This window comes from Anoxybacillus amylolyticus (assembly GCF_001634285.1).
Taxonomy (GTDB): Bacteria; Bacillota; Bacilli; order Bacillales; family Anoxybacillaceae; genus Anoxybacteroides; species Anoxybacteroides amylolyticum.
The window spans coordinates 955,817-975,903 of record NZ_CP015438.1; the positions used below are offsets into that span (position 1 = coordinate 955,817).

General features: G+C 41.3%; 28 protein-coding genes. 18 read left to right on the forward strand and 10 right to left on the reverse strand.

All coding sequences use genetic code 11. The features are described from left to right. Position 1: 1 nt before the first annotated feature. A complete protein-coding gene (locus tag GFC30_RS04980; RefSeq protein WP_066323156.1) occupies positions 2–736 on the forward strand; it encodes an amino acid ABC transporter ATP-binding protein in 735 nt (244 codons plus the stop codon). A gap of 49 nt (positions 737–785) precedes the next feature. Here the strand turns inward: GFC30_RS04980 and GFC30_RS04985 are convergent, their stop codons facing one another. Then, entirely contained in the window at positions 786–992 is a 207-nt protein-coding gene (locus tag GFC30_RS04985; protein ID WP_066323157.1) for an alpha/beta-type small acid-soluble spore protein, read from the reverse strand. Between the two features lie 245 nt (positions 993–1,237). Between GFC30_RS04985 and GFC30_RS04990 the strand changes: the two genes are divergently transcribed. Beyond that, positions 1,238–1,480 (forward strand): hypothetical protein, encoded by a 243-nt coding sequence (locus tag GFC30_RS04990; RefSeq protein WP_066323158.1) that lies wholly within the window; start codon positions 1,238–1,240, stop codon positions 1,478–1,480. 44 nt (positions 1,481–1,524) lie between these two features. On the opposite strand, the gene GFC30_RS04995 is transcribed toward GFC30_RS04990, so the two are convergent. The 3 genes from GFC30_RS04995 to GFC30_RS17135 form a co-directional block, all read right to left on the reverse strand. Next, the gene (locus GFC30_RS04995; RefSeq protein WP_066323159.1) at positions 1,525–2,637 is read right to left on the reverse strand and encodes an ABC transporter ATP-binding protein; all 1,113 of its coding nucleotides are present in this window, start codon (positions 2,635–2,637) and stop codon (positions 1,525–1,527) included. 114 nt (positions 2,638–2,751) lie between these two features. Then, positions 2,752–3,669 carry a PucR family transcriptional regulator gene (locus tag GFC30_RS05000; protein ID WP_066323160.1) on the reverse strand — a complete coding sequence of 306 codons (918 nt, stop codon included), beginning with the start codon at positions 3,667–3,669 and terminating at the stop codon, positions 2,752–2,754. Positions 3,670–3,747: 78 nt separating this feature from the next. Then, positions 3,748–3,930, reverse strand: a complete 183-nt coding sequence (locus tag GFC30_RS17135; RefSeq protein ID WP_179946285.1) for a hypothetical protein — start codon at positions 3,928–3,930, stop codon at positions 3,748–3,750. 83 nt (positions 3,931–4,013) lie between these two features. Here GFC30_RS17135 and GFC30_RS05005 point away from each other — a divergent pair, with 83 nt between their 5' ends. From GFC30_RS05005 to GFC30_RS05025, 5 genes are all read left to right on the forward strand, one after another. Next, positions 4,014–4,388: a hypothetical protein gene (locus GFC30_RS05005; protein WP_066323161.1), complete on the forward strand. Its 375-nt coding sequence runs from the start codon at positions 4,014–4,016 to the stop codon at positions 4,386–4,388. 83 nt (positions 4,389–4,471) lie between these two features. Next, positions 4,472–5,605: a DUF445 domain-containing protein gene (locus GFC30_RS05010; protein ID WP_066323162.1), complete on the forward strand. Its 1,134-nt coding sequence runs from the start codon at positions 4,472–4,474 to the stop codon at positions 5,603–5,605. Positions 5,606–5,679: 74 nt separating this feature from the next. After that, a complete protein-coding gene (locus GFC30_RS05015; protein ID WP_066323163.1) occupies positions 5,680–6,030 on the forward strand; it encodes a YlbF/YmcA family competence regulator in 351 nt (116 codons plus the stop codon). Positions 6,031–6,111: 81 nt separating this feature from the next. Beyond that, positions 6,112–6,978: a Cof-type HAD-IIB family hydrolase gene (locus GFC30_RS05020; RefSeq protein ID WP_066323164.1), complete on the forward strand. Its 867-nt coding sequence runs from the start codon at positions 6,112–6,114 to the stop codon at positions 6,976–6,978. Positions 6,979–7,081: 103 nt separating this feature from the next. After that, a complete protein-coding gene (locus GFC30_RS05025; protein WP_066323165.1) occupies positions 7,082–8,581 on the forward strand; it encodes a coproporphyrinogen III oxidase in 1,500 nt (499 codons plus the stop codon). 40 nt (positions 8,582–8,621) lie between these two features. Here GFC30_RS05025 and GFC30_RS05030 read toward each other — a convergent pair whose 3' ends face one another. Next, positions 8,622–8,807: a YhzD family protein gene (locus tag GFC30_RS05030; protein WP_066323166.1), complete on the reverse strand. Its 186-nt coding sequence runs from the start codon at positions 8,805–8,807 to the stop codon at positions 8,622–8,624. Positions 8,808–8,959: 152 nt separating this feature from the next. On the opposite strand from GFC30_RS05030, the gene GFC30_RS05035 reads away from it, so the two are divergent. From GFC30_RS05035 to serC, 5 genes are all read left to right on the forward strand, one after another. Beyond that, positions 8,960–9,859 carry an ABC transporter ATP-binding protein gene (locus GFC30_RS05035; protein WP_066323167.1) on the forward strand — a complete coding sequence of 300 codons (900 nt, stop codon included), beginning with the start codon at positions 8,960–8,962 and terminating at the stop codon, positions 9,857–9,859. Continuing rightward, a complete protein-coding gene (locus tag GFC30_RS05040; RefSeq protein WP_066323168.1) occupies positions 9,852–11,090 on the forward strand; it encodes an ABC transporter permease in 1,239 nt (412 codons plus the stop codon). Before GFC30_RS05035 ends, GFC30_RS05040 begins: the two co-directional genes overlap by 8 nt. 87 nt (positions 11,091–11,177) lie before the next feature. Next, complete coding sequence (yhaM, locus tag GFC30_RS05045; protein ID WP_066323169.1) at positions 11,178–12,122, forward strand: 3'-5' exoribonuclease YhaM; 945 nt, start codon at positions 11,178–11,180, stop codon at positions 12,120–12,122. A 72-nt stretch (positions 12,123–12,194) separates the two neighbouring features. After that, positions 12,195–12,377, forward strand: coding sequence for a sporulation YhaL family protein (locus GFC30_RS05050; RefSeq protein ID WP_066323170.1), 183 nt, complete (start codon positions 12,195–12,197; stop codon positions 12,375–12,377). A 120-nt stretch (positions 12,378–12,497) separates the two neighbouring features. Further along, positions 12,498–13,580 carry a 3-phosphoserine/phosphohydroxythreonine transaminase gene (gene serC / locus GFC30_RS05055; RefSeq protein WP_066323171.1) on the forward strand — a complete coding sequence of 361 codons (1,083 nt, stop codon included), beginning with the start codon at positions 12,498–12,500 and terminating at the stop codon, positions 13,578–13,580. Positions 13,581–13,738: 158 nt separating this feature from the next. Here the strand turns inward: serC and GFC30_RS05060 are convergent, their stop codons facing one another. Beyond that, the gene (locus tag GFC30_RS05060) at positions 13,739–13,927 is read right to left on the reverse strand and encodes a membrane protein YhzF (RefSeq protein WP_066323172.1); all 189 of its coding nucleotides are present in this window, start codon (positions 13,925–13,927) and stop codon (positions 13,739–13,741) included. Between the two features lie 162 nt (positions 13,928–14,089). Here GFC30_RS05060 and GFC30_RS05065 point away from each other — a divergent pair, with 162 nt between their 5' ends. Next, on the forward strand, positions 14,090–14,686 hold the full coding sequence (locus tag GFC30_RS05065; protein ID WP_179946286.1) for an HTH-type transcriptional regulator Hpr: 597 nt from the start codon (positions 14,090–14,092) through the stop codon (positions 14,684–14,686). On the opposite strand, the gene GFC30_RS05070 is transcribed toward GFC30_RS05065, so the two are convergent. Continuing rightward, a complete protein-coding gene (locus tag GFC30_RS05070) occupies positions 14,681–15,016 on the reverse strand; it encodes a DUF1878 family protein (protein ID WP_066323174.1) in 336 nt (111 codons plus the stop codon). The two genes, GFC30_RS05065 and GFC30_RS05070, sit on opposite strands and share 6 nt — an antisense overlap. Before the next feature lie 128 nt (positions 15,017–15,144). On the opposite strand from GFC30_RS05070, the gene GFC30_RS05075 reads away from it, so the two are divergent. Next, positions 15,145–15,324: a hypothetical protein gene (locus tag GFC30_RS05075; RefSeq protein WP_066323175.1), complete on the forward strand. Its 180-nt coding sequence runs from the start codon at positions 15,145–15,147 to the stop codon at positions 15,322–15,324. Between the two features lie 189 nt (positions 15,325–15,513). Here the strand turns inward: GFC30_RS05075 and GFC30_RS16415 are convergent, their stop codons facing one another. Beyond that, positions 15,514–15,600 carry a YjcZ family sporulation protein gene (locus GFC30_RS16415; protein WP_084256195.1) on the reverse strand — a complete coding sequence of 29 codons (87 nt, stop codon included), beginning with the start codon at positions 15,598–15,600 and terminating at the stop codon, positions 15,514–15,516. A gap of 161 nt (positions 15,601–15,761) precedes the next feature. On the opposite strand from GFC30_RS16415, the gene GFC30_RS05080 reads away from it, so the two are divergent. After that, on the forward strand, positions 15,762–16,598 hold the full coding sequence (locus GFC30_RS05080) for a peptidylprolyl isomerase (RefSeq protein ID WP_066323176.1): 837 nt from the start codon (positions 15,762–15,764) through the stop codon (positions 16,596–16,598). A 45-nt stretch (positions 16,599–16,643) separates the two neighbouring features. Here the strand turns inward: GFC30_RS05080 and GFC30_RS05085 are convergent, their stop codons facing one another. Continuing rightward, a complete protein-coding gene (locus GFC30_RS05085; RefSeq protein WP_066323177.1) occupies positions 16,644–17,066 on the reverse strand; it encodes an HIT family protein in 423 nt (140 codons plus the stop codon). Positions 17,067–17,224: 158 nt separating this feature from the next. Beyond that, a complete protein-coding gene (locus tag GFC30_RS17055) occupies positions 17,225–17,392 on the reverse strand; it encodes a hypothetical protein (RefSeq protein ID WP_158512131.1) in 168 nt (55 codons plus the stop codon). 124 nt (positions 17,393–17,516) lie between these two features. On the opposite strand from GFC30_RS17055, the gene GFC30_RS05090 reads away from it, so the two are divergent. From GFC30_RS05090 to GFC30_RS05100, 3 genes are read left to right on the forward strand one after another with little or no spacing between them, the layout of a single operon-like run. Then, positions 17,517–18,260 carry an ABC transporter ATP-binding protein gene (locus tag GFC30_RS05090; protein WP_066323178.1) on the forward strand — a complete coding sequence of 248 codons (744 nt, stop codon included), beginning with the start codon at positions 17,517–17,519 and terminating at the stop codon, positions 18,258–18,260. Continuing rightward, positions 18,253–19,458, forward strand: a complete 1,206-nt coding sequence (locus GFC30_RS05095) for an ABC transporter permease (protein ID WP_066323179.1) — start codon at positions 18,253–18,255, stop codon at positions 19,456–19,458. Before GFC30_RS05090 ends, GFC30_RS05095 begins: the two co-directional genes overlap by 8 nt. Then, positions 19,455–19,961, forward strand: a complete 507-nt coding sequence (locus tag GFC30_RS05100) for an antibiotic biosynthesis monooxygenase family protein (RefSeq protein ID WP_084256197.1) — start codon at positions 19,455–19,457, stop codon at positions 19,959–19,961. Before GFC30_RS05095 ends, GFC30_RS05100 begins: the two co-directional genes overlap by 4 nt. Positions 19,962–20,087: the final 126 nt, after the last annotated feature.

Sequence of the window (20,087 nt, forward strand, 5' to 3'; positions counted from 1 at the left end):
CATGATCGTTGTGGAAGGATTGTATAAGCAATTTGGGGAAACAGAAGTGTTAAAAGGGATTGATATGACGGTTGAAAAAGGAAAAGTCGTTGTCATTATCGGGCCTTCAGGATCAGGAAAGACGACGCTTCTGCGTTGTTTGAACGTGTTAGAAGTGCCGACGAAAGGGAAAATAACGATCGGTGAAAAGACACTAGATTTTGCAAAACCGGTTGCCAAAAAAGAAATTCACGCGTTTCGGCAGCTAACCGGGATGGTATTTCAAAATTATAATTTATTTCCACATATGACGGCGCTAGAAAACGTCATGGAGGGGCTTGTAACCGTCAAAAAAGAGCCGAAAGAACAGGCGCGCCAAAGAGCGATGAAGTTATTAGAAAAAGTGGGGTTAACCGAACAAGCAGATCGGTATCCGTTTCAATTGTCAGGCGGACAACAGCAGCGAGTCGGCATTGCTCGTGCGCTTGCGATGGAACCAAGCGTCATGCTATTTGATGAACCGACATCAGCGCTTGATCCGGAACTTGTGGGAGAAGTATTAAAGGTAATGAAAGATGTAGCAAATGAAGGAATGACGATGGTTGTCGTAACACATGAAATGCGCTTTGCAAAAGAAGTAGCAGATGAAGTGATTTTTATGGACCGAGGAATTGTCGTAGAACGTGGAACTCCTAGCCAGCTGTTTGAACATCCGCAGCAGGAACGAACAAGACAGTTTTTACAGCTGATTCAATAACGCCCTAGGCGATTGCCTAGGGCGTTTTTTTGCCATGTATATGCAGTTGTTAGCGTGCGCTATATTGGCCGCCGAGTTGTTGTTGCGCCATTGACACTAGACGTTTTGTAATTTCTCCGCCAACAGAACCGTTTGCGCGAGAAGTAGTGTCTGCGCCAAGGCTTACGCCAAATTCTTGAGCAATTTCGTATTTCATTTGGTCAATCGCTTGTTGAGCACCAGCAACTAATACTTGATTGTTCGTTGTTCTTGCCATTTGGAATCATCTCCTTATTTTTCGTTTTAAAACTTTAATGGCTGGGTTGGCTGGATTTGCACCAGCATGCACGCCTTTTCAGGCATGCTGCCAAACTTGGCTAAACCCAATGGCTATTTTTGTAGTAGTAGTTTGAAACATTTTTGTTTTCTTATACTTTTTCGTTCATAGTAATTTTTGGTATTTTATACTCTCGGAAGTTTGGGAATAGTAAAAATAAGGCAGTTTTCAACAGGAGGATGACAATGACAATTTGCCCGCTTTGTAACGGTCTTCGAGCATTTCATTTTTTTTGTCCCCGTTGTCAAACAGAGATGGAAGATCAAGGAAAGGTGACTGATTACTTTGACGATTACAGCCCGTATATGGAAATCGATGTAATGAAACAAGTAGACGGATATCCGATGACGCGACGAAATCATGAATGCGTGCATTTATTTTCTTGTCCATATTGTCAAAATGAAGAAGTTCGGTTTATAAAAGAGTAGCCCATGCTAAATGGCATGGGCTATTTATATAAAGTTAGGGGGACTCACTTTTCATTATTAGAGCGAATGCGTTTCTCCGTTTCAATATCAAAGAAATGGGCTTTATTCATATCTAACGCAAGATCAAGTTGGTGTCCTGGTTTAATTTCTGTGCGGGCATCGATGCGCGCAACAATTTCTTGACCAGCAATTTGGGAATATATCATTGTTTCTGCACCAAGCAATTCAGCAACATCAACATTGGCCGTGATTTTTGTGTTTTGGGACGCTTCGATAAATACTGGCTCATCATGGAAATCTTCTGGACGAATTCCTAAAATGATTTCTTTGCCGACATACCCTTGTTCGCGAAGCACTTTCATTTTGCCTTCTGGAACGCCAATAGAGACATTGTCAATGATGAATTTTCCATCTTCTAGACGTCCTTTTAAGAAGTTCATTGCTGGTGAACCAATGAATCCGCCGACGAAAATATTTTCTGGCTTTTCATACACTTCTTTTGGAGTACCGACTTGTTGGATGACACCGTCTTTCATGACAACAAGGCGAGTGGCCATTGTCATCGCTTCTGTTTGGTCATGAGTTACGTAAATGGTCGTTGTCCCTAATCTTTGATGTAATTTCGCAATTTCTGAACGCATTTGAACGCGAAGTTTCGCATCAAGGTTAGAAAGCGGCTCGTCCATTAAAAACACTTTCGCATCGCGGACGATGGCGCGACCTAATGCTACCCGCTGGCGCTGACCACCAGACAACGCTTTCGGTTTGCGGTCTAAATATTGTTCGAGCCCAAGAATGCGTGCAGCTTCTCGCACACGGCGGTCGATTTCATCTTTCGGGAATTTCCGAAGTTTTAAACCAAACGCCATATTGTCATAGACGCTCATATGCGGATAGAGTGCATAGTTTTGGAATACCATGGCGATATCGCGATCTTTTGGAGCGACATCGTTCATTCGTTTCCCGTCGATGTATAAATCACCTTTAGAAATTTCTTCAAGACCTGCAATCATTCGCAATGTCGTTGATTTTCCGCAACCAGACGGACCAACGAAAACGATAAATTCTTTATCTTGAATATGTAAGTTAAAATCTTTTACGGCAGTAACGTTGTTGTCGTAAATTTTGTAAATGTGCTCTAAGCGAAGTTCCGCCATTACTATTCCCTCCATGAAATCGGTTTCAGTTAACTGCTTCCATCGTATAAAAAACCAAAAAAAATGTAAATGGACAGCGTGCACAAAAAATAAAACAAGTTTTAGGCAAGCTGCCTAAGAATACTTTTGTTTTAAATAGTCGCTAAGTAAAATTGCTAAATACGTGGCGGTTGCTCCTTGAAAATGGCGAATATCGATGCCCGTTTTTTCGATAAATTTTTCAATGCGATATTGCAAACTATTGCGATGCATATAAAGTTTTTTCGCTGCAAGCGAGGCGTTTAAGTTGCATTCGAGAAATACTTTTACCGTCTCTATCAGATCGTCGTCTACTTTCGTTAAAAAGGAAAGCGACCGTTGAATGGTTAGTGCGTTTGGATGGTCGCAAATAAGAGCGAGCGGCAATACATCAGCAACGGTATATACTTTTTTCGTGCGAATGTATGTATTGGCAAGTTCAAAAAAATATTTTTCCGTTCGGAAACGTTCAAGCAAATGTTCATCGTATGGATGTGTCTGCCCAATGAAAACACGCCATGTCATGTAAAAATCACTTGCTAACGTATCAATTAAATCAGTAAATGGAAGGGGAGATGTTGCTTCGGTTTGTTTTTTCTCGATAATCACCCCGCTTGTTGATTGTTCCCAAATAAGCAACACATTTTCTGGAAATAGTCCTTCCACGGCTTCATAAAAATGTTCATGGTCAATGGAAGCTTGGTTCATTTGAAATTGGATAAAACGGTAGTATGGAGAGTGGTTGGACAGTAAACGAAGCTCGCTATCATCTGCTTGGTTCACAAACCGTTGCCAAGCACTCTCCACTTTTGTGAGCGGACGCGTTGCTAGAGAAAGCGGCGTAAGGAAAATAGACAATAGCTGCTTTTCTTTTTCCGTAAGCGTACTTTTTAAAATACCGATTTTCTCCCCTTCTTGTGTAGAAAACCATTCATAATCATTCACATTATTCACATTGGCAGGATGTTCATGAACTATCGCTTCTTTAAAAAGATGTTTTAATCGTTCCAACATAGCGAATAATTCCTTTCGTAGTAGTTGTGCCTTTATTATAGCAAAAACCCGACTTCCTCTCGAGAGAGGAAGTCGGGTCTATGCTTCGTAGGGCGGTTCTTCTTCGACTAAATCGCGTGCTTCTTCGATGTTTGTTGCGTCGCTTCTCGCATGAACATAGCCGCCTGCCATTCCTTCATTAATCATGCGGTCGATGTCCATAAAGTATTTATCCCGTCCTTCATGACAGGAGTCTTTGCATCGTTCGTTATCCATTGTCATCCCCTCCTGTTGTTAGTTTGTCATATGTTGCCCTATTCATTCATATATATGGGACAGTGTGGACAAGCAAAAGGGGGGAGAACATGCTAGGGACGTTAGAGCAAATTATTGCTTCGATTACTATCAGTAAACAGTTGGCAGGCGTATGGCTTGAGAACATGGACAACGCATGGGAAAAAGAAAAAGTAGCTGCTTATGTGCAACATGAACAAACACAGTATGACATTTGGCAATATAGTTATTTTTTACAGAAAGGGACGTATTGGAATAAAAGGGTTGAACAAGCTGTTCCGCCGGAAGATATTGTTTCCGTCCTTCTTTTTTATGAAATCAAAAAAGCGCTGCTTTACTATGAGATAGCAAAAGAATGTGCTCGCTCGCAAAGGTGGGCGGCGGATCAAGCGCTAACGAAGGCGCTTGAACATAGTTTGTTTTTTTCTAATCTCACACGCCGTTAAGCATCTCTTTCATTGCTCTTTTGCTAAACAAACGATATAATGAAAAACTAGGCAAACGAGTAATGAAAGGAGCGGGGGAAGAAATGGGAACCGTTTTATATTTTTCGTTTATGATAGCAATCGGGGCAATCATTGGCGGTGTGACGAATGCGCTAGCGATTAAAATGTTATTTCGTCCGTACCAACCGATATATATATACGGGAAACGCCTTCCATTCACTCCAGGGCTTATCCCAAAACGACGCGAAGAACTTGCACACCAACTTGGGAAAATGGTTGTCGAACATTTACTCACCCCAGACGGCATTCGCCGGAAATTGATGGAACGTGAATTAAAAGAATATACGGTTCGTCTGGTACAGCAATGGGTGGAACGGTGGTTTACCTGCCAGCGCACGGTGGCAGAACAACTGCAGCTACTTAGAATAAATGCTCCGGAAAAAGTAGTGCGTACGAAAGCTGGCGAATGGGCGGACAAGCTGTATAAGCAATGGATGGATGACCATCAAGAAAAAAGAATTCACGAACTGCTTCGGCCGGAAATACAGGAAAAAATGGAGAAATGGATTCACGAGATGTCACATTGCATTGCGGACCATGCAATTCATTATTTTCAAAGTGACGCAGGAAAGCAGCGTATCGCGAAAATGATCGATGAGTTTTTTATCGGTCGAGGGATGTTGGGGAATATGTTACAAATGTTTCTTGGTAACGTCAATTTGGTGGATAAAGTTCAACCAGAAATTGTAAAATTTCTTGCCCATAACGGAACTCGAGAACTACTTGCCCAACTTTTATTGGATGAATGGCATGAGTGGACGGACTCATCGGTTGCCTCCGTTGAAGCGTTGATTGGAAAAGAGCGGATTCATCAGTCGCTCTATGATTTTGTAGCAAAAGCAATCGAATCAAGTGGTATATTTGAGCAAAAAGTGGCCGATGTACTAGCACCATATCGACAACAGGTGATTCATGAGTGGGTTCCAAGCATGGTAGAGAAAGGAATACAATGGGTGAGCGATCGAGTAGAAACGCTTGTGGAAGGGTTACAAATCGCGGACATTGTGCGGACGGAAGTCGAAACATTTTCCGTAGAGCGTCTCGAAGAAATGATTTTATCGATTTCGCGGCGCGAATTTAAAATGATTACGTATTTAGGTGCATTGCTTGGTGGAATTATTGGCATTTTCCAAGCGCTCGTTGGGTTATGGCTATAGTTTTAGCATATCGTTTGTTTGCCTGCATATCGTAATAACAGCAGCACGTTATTTTTTCACAAGGAGGCTTTTTTATGTCCCAGTTATATACAATCGCCCAGCAGCTAGAGCAGGCGATTCGTGCGAGTGACGAGTTTCAACAACTAAAACAAGCGTACGAAACGGTGCGTCGCGATGAAGCCACATACCGTATGTTTACACAATTCCGTGATGTACAAATGCAACTTCATGAAAAACAAATGATGGGAGCGGACATTTCGCCAGAGGAAGTCCAACAAGCACAAGCGATGATGTCTCTTGCGCAACAAAACGAAAAATTAGTAGCGTTAATGATGCTAGAACAACGAATGAGCACTGTGATTTCGGACATTAATCAAATCGCGATGAAGCCGCTAGAAGAGTTATACCGCTCGTTCACCGAATAACGGAGCACTCATTTGAGTGTTCTTTTTTTTGTTATGTTGTCATAGCTATTAGAGTGACAACACGACAAAGGGGGACTAACATTGGCGTATAAATTACTTGCGTTAAATATTGACGGTACAATTTTAAAACCAAATGGCCGGCTGCAAAAAGAAACGAAAGAAGCAGTCGAGTTTGTGAAACAAAAGGGTGTATACGTGACATTACTAACGAGCCGCGATTTGCTGTCCGCAAGAAAAATCGCCAAGGCGTTGAAACTAGATACAGCGATTATTGCATTTCAAGGAGCGATGATTGGAAAATCAGTCGATGAGAAAATATATGAAGCACTCATTCCGGAGGAAAGGACGTTTAACATCGTCCATGTACTCGAAAATTATGCATGCAATATTCGGTTAATGTATGAACGGTATTCGCTCGCGAATCGCAAAAAAGTGAAAAAACAACTCGTGGCGAAAACAGTGCTTTCTTCGGGAGATCCGTTTTTTTACCCAACGCAGTTTGTTGATTCGCTAAGCGACGTATTGCGTGATGAGCCGCTTGCCGTTCCGAAAATCGATGTGTATTTTGCGAGTGAAGAAGAACAGAAAGAAGCGGTAGCGGTTTTACATGAAGCGTTTCCGACGATTGACGTTATTACCCAGCCGAACGGAAAAATCGAGATCGTTGCTAAAGGAGTTTCCAAATTAGCTGGCTTAAAGCGTCTTGGACAATCGCTACACGTTTCGTTAAAAGACATGGTAGTGATTGGTGACGGGCTTGATGACATTCCAGCGATTGAAGCTGCGGGGTTAGGAGTGGCAATGGGAAATGCGTCAAACGAGGTGAAAAAAGCAGCGGACTGGGTAACGCGATCAAACGAACAGCTTGGGGTAGCGTATATGGTAAAAGAACATTTCCGTAAACAGCAGCGCCCAGAGTTTTTGCACATGTTGAAAATGAAGCAGTAAACCGGAGAAATTGCTCCGGTTTTTTGCATGAAGTACATGCTTGACGATTATAAACAGCCTTCTGTACACTTAAATAAGTTTGACAGAAGAAAGGTGGTTTCCGTTGCGTATTCAAGTGTACGGATTATATAATGTAGAACAATTTCAACGTCCACTAGAAGTAATTACTGGACTGTTTTTTGAAGAATATGAACTATTATTTTCTCCTGTTGCTGCCGCAGATATTATCGTGACTTTTTCCCTACATGGGGAAGAAACAGGGATTGTAACCGGCATGCTGATTGAAACCGAAAGCAGTCGGGAATGGAAAGGAGAATATCGGATTGACTTGCGGCCGTGCTTAAACGAAAAAGAACGGATGAAACAATGGAAAAATGCAGTTTCCCATGTGTATTTAACTCTTTTTCAGCAATATACAGGGTTAATTCAACCATGGGGTATTTTAACGGGCGTGCGTCCAGTGAAGCTTTTGCATCAACACTTGCGCGCTGGGCTAACGAGAGAGGAGGCGCATCGGAAGCTTCGTGAAGACTATTTGGTCGCGGAGGAAAAAATTCAGCTGATGCAAGACATTGTCGACCGGCAGTTAACGGTTGTTCCAGATTTATATGATCTTTCCCACGAAGTGAGCCTTTATATCGGTATTCCGTTTTGCCCGACGAAGTGCGCCTATTGCACGTTCCCGGCTTATGCGATTAACGGTCGCCAAGGGTCGGTGGACTCATTTTTGTCTGGGCTTCATTATGAAATGCAAGCGGTAGGGAAGTTTTTAAAAGAGCGAGACATTAACATTACGACCATTTATTACGGTGGCGGCACTCCAACGAGCATTACAGCGGAAGAGATGGACCGGTTGTATGAAAAAATGTATGAATCGTTCCCTAACATGGAACGAATTCGCGAAATTACGGTCGAGGCAGGGAGACCAGATACGATCACGCCAGAGAAGTTGAACGTGCTAAAAAAATGGAAGATTGACCGCATTAGCATTAACCCACAGTCGTACATTCAAGAAACGTTACAAGCGATCGGTCGCCACCATACCGTCGAAGAAACGATAGAAAAATTTCATTTAGCTCGGCAAATGGGAATGAACAATATCAATATGGACTTAATTATCGGCCTTCCTGGGGAAGGAATGGAAGAATTTAATTATACGTTAGCACAAACAGAAAAATTAATGCCGGAATCGCTCACCGTCCATACCCTTTCGTTTAAGCGAGCGTCCGAAATGACGAAAAATAAAGAAAAATATAAAGTAGCTGACCGCGATGAAATTAGCGAAATGATGAAAAGCGCGCAAAACTGGACGAAACGAAATGGCTATGTTCCGTATTATTTATATCGCCAAAAAAACATTCTCGGTAATTTAGAAAACGTTGGGTATGCATTGCCAGGAAAAGAAAGCATTTATAATATCATGATTATGGAAGAACAGCAGTCGATTATCGGGCTTGGCTGCGGCGCTTCGAGCAAATTCGTTCACCCGAAAACACGGGCGATCACCCGCTTTGCCAACCCGAAAGAGCCGAAAGTGTATAATGAAAACTTTATGCATTATACGGAAGAAAAACTAAAAATGATGGATCAATTATTTCAATAAGAAAACTCCCCGATTGTTCGCGCAATCGGGGAGTGATTTTTTACCGATGAAACAAAATCAATTTTCCGCTTGATGTTGTACAGCGGTGGGTTTTGTCTAAGCAATTGTGCTCGCGCAATTTTTGTTCGCCGATTTTTTTCGCTTCTTCTTCGTTTGCCGCCTGAAACGTTTCGTCTAATAGTTTTTCACCGTTTTTATCAAAAGCAGTCAATGTGAACATCGGCATTTTGTTTCCCCCTTTGCTGAATGGTGATTCATTACTCATTATTCTTTTAGTTTTTGTAAAAATCCTTCTAATGAGTGAAACTTTTCGATAAGATAAAACGTGTAATATGTTGTGGAAAAATTATCTTTTATTTGAAAAATGGGGGAGTGAGAATGAGTTTACACTTGGAACAAGTCACGAAGCGATTTGGGCATGTAACGGCTGTCGATCATGTCACGCTTCATATTCCAGAAGGAGAGATGTTTGGACTTTTAGGCGCGAACGGAGCTGGAAAGACGACGACGTTTCGAATGATTTTAGGGCTTTTAGAACCCACGGAAGGAACGATTACGTGGAACAATGAACGAATTCGGTATGACCAAAGCCATTTAATCGGCTATTTGCCGGAAGAGCGCGGCTTGTACCCGAAGCTGAAAGTAAAAGAGCAGCTTATTTATTTGGCACGGTTGCGAGGATTAAAAAAACCGGCCATTATGAAAGAAATGATGGATTGGCTCGAACGGTTTAAAGTCCCTGATTATGTCGATAAGCGGGTCGAAGAATTATCGAAAGGGAACCAACAAAAAATTCAATTTATCGCTGCTGTTTTGCATCGTCCGAAGCTGTTGATTTTAGATGAGCCGTTTAGCGGTCTTGATCCTGTCAATGTCGAGCTATTAAAAGAAGCGGTTATCGATTTAAAAAGAAATGGAACGACAATCGTTTTTTCGAGTCATCGCATGGAGCACGTCGAAGAATTGTGTGAGCATTTATGCATTATGCATCGTGGCAAACCAGTCGTTTCAGGGGCGCTAAAAGAGATTAAACGCTCCTTTGGCAAAAAAAATGTCATCATTCATGCCGATTTTCCGTTAGAGGAATTAAGCCAGTTTCCAGGCGTTGTGAAAGCGAAACGGACAGCGGAAGGCATTCATTTGCAAATCGAACAGGAAGAAGTTTCGCAACACATTTTCGCTCATATCGCTAACAAAGGATTTATTCGCAAGTTTGCGTTAGAAGAGCCATCGTTAAACGACATTTTCATTGAAAAAGTAGGTGCTGCCTATGAATAAGTTTTGGATTGTACTTTGGCATACGTATATCACCAAATTAAAATCGAAATCGTTCCTCGTAATTACCGTTATTGTCGGATTGCTTACGTTTGGCGTGACGAATTTGAACCATATTATTGATTTTTTTACGAAAGATGAAAAGAAAGTCGTGGGAATCATCGATGAAACAGGAGCACTATATGAACCGCTGCAAGCGCAATTGGCGAAAAATAGGGATAGTAAGCTAAAACTGAAGCTGTTTCAAGGAACGAAGCAAGAAGCGAAACAAAAAGTGAAAAATGAAACATGGGATGCATTTTTAACGATAGCGTATGACGACAAGCAACTGCCGAAAGCGACATATTATGCTAATATGATTGCCAATAGTGATACAGCAGGAACACTTGAACAGGCACTCCAGCAGCTAAAAACGATGTTGGCTACCGCAAAAATCGGATTAACGCCAGAACAAGTGACGCAACTATATGAGCCGGTGTCTTTTCAAAAAGTTGCGCTAGAAAAAAACGCGAAAACGGAGGAAGAGTTGCAGCAAGCACGCGGGTTGGTATATGCAATAGTATTTGCGATGTATATGTTTGTCTTAATGTATGGGTCGATGATCGCTTCTGAAGTTGCGACTGAAAAGTCATCGCGTGTCATGGAAATTTTAATTTCGAGCGTTTCGCCCGTCCAGCAAATGTTCGGGAAAATTATCGGGGTGGCGCTGCTTAGCCTTACGCAGTTTGCGTTTTTATTTATCATCGGTTTTAGCTCGCTGAAAAGCAACGGATATGAGTTATTCCGTTTATTAGGAACAGAACACATTCCGGCCAAAACGCTCGTTTATGCCGTCATCTTTTTCTTATTAGGCTACTTGTTATACGCTACCCTTTTTGCGACGCTCGGTTCGATGGTCAGCCGCTTAGAAGACGTGCAACTTGTGGTGACTCCTGTAACATTGCTTGTGCTCGCTTCTTTTTTCATTGCGATGTTCGGGTTGGATTCCCCACAATCTCCAGTGATTACCGTCACGTCGTTCATTCCGTTTTTTGCACCGCTTATTATGTTTTTGCGCATCGGCATGTTGGATATTGCCGATTGGGAAGTGGCGATAAGTATCTCACTTTTAATCGGAACGATTATATTTGTCGCCTTTATCGGTGCGAAAATTTATCGTGGCGGGGTGCTGATGTATGGAAAGGCTGCTTCTTGGAAAGATATGAAAAAAGCGATCGAGTTAACGAAAAAATAAGATCTTGCTTTGGCAAGGTCTTGTTTTTTGCCTTGCCATTCGTATGGTATACTAAAAAAATAGAAGACGGAAACGGGGGAGAAACGATTGACGAAAGGAATTATTCATTACGAAGTCGGCGAACAAATCGACGTTTATTTGCTAGTCAAAGCGGTGACAAAGGGAGTGGCTAGTAACGGAAAACCGTTTTTGACGCTCATTTTGCAAGATAAAACGGGAGAGATTGAGGCGAAATTATGGGATGCTTCGGTAGAAGACGAAAATACGTATGTTCCGCAAAGCATCGTGAAAGTGTTAGGCGATATTAGCAATTACCGTGGGCGAACGCAACTGAAAATTCGTAACATTCGTCCAGCGAACACCAGCGACCATGTGCGCGTGGCAGATTTTTTGGAAGTTGCCCCGATGAAACAAGAGGAAATGATGGAGAAATTAACTCAATATATTTTCGAAATGAAAAATCCAAACATTCAGCGCATTACGAGATATTTGTTAAAAAAATATGAAAACAAATTTCTCGAGTATCCGGCAGCAACCAAAAACCACCATGAATTTATTTCAGGGTTGGCATATCACGTGGTGTCGATGTTAGATTTAGCGAAAGCCATCGTGAAGCTGTATCCGTCGCTGGATGCAGATTTATTGTATGCGGGGGTTATTTTACATGACCTTGGCAAAGTGATCGAGTTATCCGGTCCGGTTTCAGCAGCGTATACGCTTGAAGGAAATTTACTTGGCCATATTTCGATTATGGTAAGCGAAATTAGCAAAGCTGCAGAACATTTGGGCATTAGCGGAGAAGAAGTCATTATTTTGCAGCATCTAGTGTTGAGTCATCACGGAAAAGCGGAATGGGGAAGCCCAAAACCGCCAATGGTAAAAGAAGCAGAAATTCTTCATTATATTGATAACCTCGATGCGAAAATGAATATGATTGACCGCGCATTAGAAAAAGTAAAGCCGGGTGAGTTTACCGAGCGCATTTTTGCCCTTGATAATCGATCGTTTTATAAGCCGACATTTCATCGGTAAAAATAGAGCATAAACAACGAGCTGCACTCATATAGTGAAAATAAGACATGCTGAGGAAAGTGGGGGAAAATCATGCTGTCTTTGCCATGGTGGGTGTATCTTGTTGTTTCTGGGATCGTATTTAGCGGCTATATGACGGTAAGAACAGCCGCGCAAGAGAGAAAAATTGATGAATCATTTATTGAAAAAGAAGGCGAAATTTATATGGAGCGCATTCGTGAAGAAAAAATGCGTCGGAGCCAACAATCCTTGTGACGAGCACAAGGATTTAATTTTTTTATGAATTTAATGAGAATTGTCTTTATTTTTTTTATTTTCATGTTAGGATAATAAGTAACTGTTATTTATTAAAGAAATAAAGTGGGGGACTGGAACATGAAACGAGCGTATAACTTTAATGCAGGTCCATCTGCACTTCCTCTTTCGGTACTTGAACGAGCGCAAAGAGAGTTGCTTGATTTTCAAGGGACGGGAATGTCAGTAATGGAGTTAAGTCACCGCAGCAAAGAATACGACGCAGTACACAACAACGCTAAGCAGCTATTAAAAGAATTGATGAACATTCCGGATACGTATGATGTGGTGTTTTTACAAGGCGGTGCAAGTTTGCAGTTTTCCATGGTGCCGATGAATTTGTTAGGAAATGAGCAAATCGGAAATTATGTGTTAACAGGTTCTTGGTCAGAGAAGGCGTTGAAAGAGGCAAAAAAAGTAGGGAAAACGCACGTAGCAGCATCCACAAAAGAAACGAACTATACGCGCATTCCAGCAACAGAAGACATCCAACTTTCAGAACAGGCGGCCTATTTACATATTACGTCCAATAATACGATTTTTGGAACACAATGGCATGAATTTCCGGATTTGACGGTCGATTTAGTGGCGGATATGTCGAGCGATATTTTAAGTCGCGAAGTGAATGTCGAGCAATTTGCCCTCATTTATGCTGGCGCACAAAAAAATTTAGGACCATCGGGGGTGACAGTCGTTATCCTTCGCAATGACTTGCTCGAACGCATTCCGGACAATTTACCCACAATGCTAGACTATCGTACGTATACTACTAGCAATTCTTTATACAATACACCACCGACATTTGCGATTTATATGCTTTCTCTTGTGTTAGAATGGGTGAAAGAACAAGGTGGAGTGAAAGCAGTTGAACAGAGAAATAAAGAAAAAGCAGCCGTCATTTACGAGGCGATTGACAAAAGTAACGGGTTTTATTTGCCACATGCGGAAAAAGAAAGCCGTTCGTTGATGAATGTTACGTTCAATTTACCGAACGATGAAGTTGCGAAAAAGTTTTTAGGCGCGGCAAAAGAACGTGGGTTTGTCGGACTCGCTGGACATCGTTCGGTTGGTGGATGCCGTGCATCGATTTACAACGCTGTTCCGTACGAAGCGTGTGAAGCGTTAGCACAGTTTATGGATGAATTTCGTAAACGAAATGTATAAATGTTCTTCCCTTTTACACGACAAAGTAGTATAATGTGAGAAAATTCTAACAATAACACACACGAGAAGAGGCTAGAGGAGAAGAGAGGAGAAGGAAGGTGGCTGTTTGTTTACAGGATAAAAAACCCGATCGCCCTTTGGTCGGGTTTTTGCTATAGCTAAATATAGCGCAAACTCCATGCGATAAAAAAGCAAAAAATTGCGATAATCACATATAGCGCCATTCGATGTTTGAGCACTTTTTTCGGTGGGTACATTTTCGCTTTTGGAATCGCGAGGAACGTGGAAATCGCTAGACAGAAAAAAACGAAGCTGAGCAAATAGAAAAAGATTATTAGATACATCATTATCTTCCCCCTATGTTCACTATATGCGACGAATGGCTCAGTTATGAATTATTGGAAATATATTTTATTTAAAAATTCTAACATTTGCATCTTTATTAATTTTTATTTTACTGGCATAATAGAAGATAAAATAATAATGGTGAGGGAAGAGTGGGTGGAACGATGAAGAGCAAGGAACAACATTATTCTATAAAAGAGGCAATGCTATTTAGTCAGCGAATAGCTCAGTTAAGCAAAGCGCTTTGGAAGTCGATCGAAAAAGATTGGCAACAATGGATCAAGCCGTTCGATTTAAACATTAATGAGCACCATATTTTATGGATTGCTTATCATTTTAAAGGCGCGTCCATTTCAGAAATTGCTAAATTTGGCGTTATGCATGTTTCAACAGCTTTTAACTTTTCAAAAAAATTAGAAGAACGTGGATTATTGGCGTTTTCGAAAAAGCAGGATGATAAGCGCAATACTTACATTGAGCTAACAGAAAAAGGGGAAGAAATATTATTAAAGTTAATGGAGTCGTACGACCCAAGACAAAACGCGGTTTTTAACGGTGCGTTGCCACTGCGTGAATTGTACGGAAAATTTCCGGAAATTTTAGAAATGATGTGTATTATCCGCAATATTTATGGGGACGATTTCATGGAGATTTTTGAGAAATCGTTTGAGAACATTAAAGCAGACTTTATTGAAAAAGACGGAAAGCTTGTGAAAAAACGAGAGCAGGAAGTAGAAGAATTAGCAAGTCCGTCGTCATGAAGGGATCGTCGCCATTAACTTTTTAAATTCTTGCATGAGTGGAACGAATAATTGTTGCTGCAAAAGGGCGTCCACTGTTTTTTCAAGCGGAAGATCGGGATGGAGCATTCCAGCAAAATGGAGTAGGAGCGGAGTGAAAACCGTAAAGCCTTCCGCTTTTTGTTTTTCATACTCTTTGCTCAAATATTCACAAAGAGAAATTGTTTCTTCCACTTCTTCTTTCGATAAATTTTTCGCGACGACAAGATGGTAAAACGGTTTTTTTGTTTCGTCAACCATTTCTAGTAACAGTGAACGGTGGAACGTTAGCTTTGCAATCATGTCTTCCATATGCTGCTTCCTCCTTATGTTTATTTTATCTAATGCCGGTTTCTCTTGCAAAAAACATATTGATTTATCGGAAAAAACGTTGTAAAGTAAAGGAAGTAATTTTGTAAGGGATAGGTGGGGATTGGCGTATGGCATTGTATTTTATACCCCTTGCCATGGTCATTTTGTTTTCGATTAATCAGTTGACAAATGCGCTTTGTGTACAGAGAGAGATTCCAGAAGAAAAACAGCCGACCGTGTTTCGGACGATTAATGTATTGATTACCATTTTGCTTATCTCTTCTTATTTCGAGGTGCTTTTTACATAAGGAAAGCTGACAGCAAGGACTGCCAGCTTTTTGTTCATTTTGTGAGGTGAAGTCGCCTTCGCTTTTCTTGTCTAGCTGCGGCTCCTAGCTGCTCGGGGGTCAAATAACCTTCCCCCTCGAGGTGGAAAGCACCTCTCCGGGGGAAGAACATTTGCCCCGTCGCAGCTGACCAGTCGCCTTCGCTTTTCGTTAGAACAACCAAGCGCTGCCGACGATGATTAATAAAATGAACAAGACGACGATTAACGCAAATCCTCCTGCATAAGGTGCGCCCATGAACAACACCTCCCTTCATAGGCTGTGATACTTCATCATATGTCGCCGTAAAAAACGGGTATGGGCACATGACTAGCGGGAAAAAATTTTTGCATGATGGGAAAATGTGCTATAGTTATGAATGTAGTTTGCGAAATTTTCATGGTAGGAGTTGTGGGTAAATGAAAAAATGGAAGATTGCGTTTATGACGGCCGCTTCTGTTCTCGCATTGTCTGCATGCAATAACGGCGGATCAGAAGTGATTGTGGAAACGAAGGCAGGCGATATCACAAAAGACGAGTTCTATAAAGCAATGAAGGAACGCGTCGGAAAAGAGGTCATTCGTGATCTTGTATATGAAAAAGTGCTTGGGAAAAAATACAAAGTAAGTGAAAAAGAAATCGAACGGGAAATTCAAAATTTAAAAGACACGTATGGCGCCCAATATGATCTCGCTGTGCAACAAAGCGGAGAGCAAGCGATCCGCAACATGGTGAAACTCGATTTATTGCGGCAAAAAGCAGCGATGGAAGATGTAAAAGTAACGGAAGATGAATTAAAGCAATACTATAACCAGTATAAACCGAAAATCCGTGCTAGTCATATTTTAGTAAAAGATGAAAAAACAGCAAAAGAAATTAAAGCGAAACTAGATAAAGGGGAAGATTTTGCCAAACTGGCAAAAGAATACTCCCAAGATACTGGTTCAGCGCAAAATGGTGGCGATTTAGGCTGGTTTGGTCCTGGAAAAATGGTGAAAGAGTTTGAAGACGCCGCATATGCACTTAATGTTGGACAAGTTAGCCAACCGGTGAAAACAGAATATGGCTACCATATTATTAAAGTGACGGATAAAAAGAAAAAGCCATCGTACGAACAAATGAAAGAGGAAATTGAATTTGAAGTGAAAAAGAATAAAATTGATGCCTCTAAAATGGAATCAAAAGTTGAAAAACTAATCAAAGAAGCAAACGTTCAAGTGAAGGACAGCGATTTGAAAAATGCGTTTCAACAGTAAAAGGGAAGCGATCAGCGCTTCCCTCTTTTTATTCGATTCCTTTTTTTATTCAATTCCTTTTTGAATCGTTGTTGCGATTGCCTGCAAATCTTCAAATGTATAGTCGCTTGCGTTTGATTTCCAAACAGCGCCAAAGCCATCGCCTTTGCCATACCGCGGGATAAGGTGCATATGAAAGTGAAAGACCGTTTGTCCAGCGAGTTCCCCGTTGTTATTCAATATATTTAATCCAATAGGGGCAAATTGCTTTTTGATGCCATTAGCGATTTTTGGAACAGTACGGAACAGTTGGCTAGCAGCGTCCGGCGTCAATTCGAAAAGATCGGTCATATGTACTTTTGGCACAACAAGTGTATGCCCTTTTGTCACTTGACTAATGTCAAGAAATGCTACTACGTGTTCGTCTTCATACACTTTTGCGGAAGGGATTTCGCCATTTATAATTTTACAAAAAATACAATCATTCATGGAACAGGCCACCTTTCTTGCCATTTTTGTCTTTATTTTATCATAATAAAGGACAGGACGTAAGCCGTTTTGGTTACATCCTGTCCTCGTTGAAAAGGGGTGAGAGTTTCATTACGCAAAATGGCGTTTGATGAACACCTCATTTACAAAAAGGTTTTTTACTTCATGAACATGTTTTGTTCAAGGTGACCATCCCCTTGCTCGGATTGGACATCCTGCTCTGCTTGATGATCTGCGACAAACACCTCATTTACAAGGAATTTTCCTTTGCTTCCGACGGTGCTATCTTTCGTAAACACCTTGTTTTCATGCGGATGACTCATCAACTTCTCATCCCCTCTTCGCTAATTATCATGCCCACAAATGAAGAGCATATACATCTTTTTTTGAAAAACAGCAAATTTTTTTGATAAAATAATGGTAATCCTCATAAAGAAAGGAAAGCAGGCGATGGCACTTTTGGAAGTTCAGCATGTATACGGTGGCTACACAAACCGCAATGTGTTGCAGGATGTTTCATTTACGGTAGATCGTGGCGAAATCGTTGGATTGATTGGATTGAATGGAGCAGGAAAAAGCACAACGATTAAGCATATTATCGGGATAATGGAGCCGCGGGAAGGAAAAATTACGCTCAACGGACAAACGTTTGCAGACGGAAAAGAAGCATATCGTGCGCAGTTAGCGTACATTCCAGAAATACCTGTATTATATGAAGAACTAACGTTAAAAGAGCATTTGGAGTTAACCGCGATGGCATACGGACTGGAAAAAGATGAGTATGAAAAGCGGCTTCGCCCATTATTAAAAGCGTTTCGCATGGAAAAAAAGTTATCGTGGTTTCCTGTTCATTTTTCCAAAGGCATGAAACAGAAAGTGATGATTATGTGCGCTTTTTTAGTCAATCCGTTGCTTTACGTGATTGATGAGCCGTTTGTAGGGCTTGACCCGCTCGGAATTCATTCATTGCTTCATTGGATGCAAGAAGTTAAACAAAAAGGGGCCGGAATTTTGTTATCCACACACATTTTAGCAACAGCGGAAAAATATTGCGATTCGTTCGTCATTCTTCATCATGGCAAAGTGAAAGCGAAAGGGACTGTCGAATCGCTACGGCAACAATTTCAGCTTCCGGCTGCTACGCTTGACGAAATTTATATCGAGCTGACAAAGGAAGAAGAATACGATGAATAGCGAGAAGTTATGGAACGAACGGTTTAGCCGTTATGTTGTGGAAGTAAGACGCTATTTGCGTTATATGTTGAATGATCATTTGTTGTTTGTTGTGTTGATTGGACTAAGTGCAGGGGCAGTGATATATGAAAAATGGGTGCGTGAGCTATCGCCGCAATTTCCGTACGCTATTGTGGAAGCGTTCGTATTGGCGCTTTTTGTAACGCCAAGTTCCGTTCGTACGTTTTTGCAAGAAGCGGATATCGTATTTTTAACACCTGCCGAAACAAAGCTCCGTCCATATATTCAGCGCTCACTTTTGTTTAGTTTTGCGGTGCAAACGTTGTTTTTGCTCGTTGGGTTGCTTGTTATTGTGCCCCTTCATCTGCGGTTTGCGTCGATGCCTCTTTCGTTTTTCTCTTTCTTTTTATGGATATGGAAAGGGTGGAATGTATGGATTCATTGGCGGGAAACACATTGGGTTGAGCGTAAAGAAATATTTAGTAATATAGGGCGTTTTTTACTGAATGGCGTAGTCGTTTATTTGCTGCTGGTAGACGTTCCAAAGTTTTTGTTCCTTATTTTATTAGTAATCGTGACATGTATCACCATTTATTTTTGGAATGAAACGAAGCGAAAACCGCTTCCGTGGGAGGCGCTTATTTGGCAAGAAGCACAAGCAATGAGGCGGTTTTATCGGCTGGCTAATCTTTTTACCGATGTGCCGCATATGAAAGAAAAAGCAAAGCGGCGCCTTTGGCTAGATGTGCTGCTTCGATTTTCTTCTGATTTTCACAAAGAAGAAGCGTTTCGTTATTTATATGTACGCACGTTTAGTAGAGCGGGGGACTATTTTGGCATTTATGTGCGCTTAACGATGATTGGCTGTGTTCTTATTTATATAGTGCCAACTGAATACGGAAAAGCGCTTGCTGCTTGCTTTTTCTTGTATGCGACTGGAATACAGCTATTTGTTTTATCCAATCATCATCGTGGGCATGTGCTTGTTAGACTATACCCTTTGCCATCTTCTACGCGAAAAAAAGCAGTATTACAGCTATTATTTTTGTTATTAGTTGTGCAAAATTTAGTATTTGTGCTTATTTTAACAATTAGAAATTATTGGGTATCTAGTGCGTGGACGTTAGGATTGGGGCTTTGCTTTATTTATTGGCTTGTGTTTGGCTATTTTTCGAATCGATGGAGGGGAATAAAGTGAAAAACATGTATATTACGACTGGGACATTAACGTATTTGCAAACGGTGAAAGAAACGCATGCGAAAGAAAAGATGGTGTTGCTTGATGGCGGGGATACAGCCGTTTTAGTTCATGAAACAGAGGGAGAAACTGTTTTTCACGAACCGCGGCGATATAAAATAATAGAGGCAGTTGGAGAGTTAGGTGGGGCGTTTGTTGTGTGTAACAATATCCCTGTGACAGAAGAAGGGAGACCGTTATTTGAGTATCGCTTTAACCAACGGGCACGGTTAATTGAAACAGAGCCAGGGTTTGTGGCAATTCGTGTCTTGCGTCCGTTGTCGAATGATACGTATATAATTATGACGTGCTGGGAAGGAAAAGAACACTTTGAAAATTGGCAGCAGTCGAAAGCATTTGAGCGGGCACATGGAAAACGAGAAACGGCTCCTCAAGAAGAAAAACAACCGCCAATGTTCCCGCGTCCTTCCTATGTAACAAAATATACCGTTTTTCATGAGTAAGATTATCAAGTGCCGCCACTACAAGCGGCATTTTGTTATTCCTTCACCTTCAGCCGCTTCCGTTTTTCGTTGTTTTTCGACTATTTCCGTGGAAATCGACAGGCACATCTTTTTCCCTTTTTCATA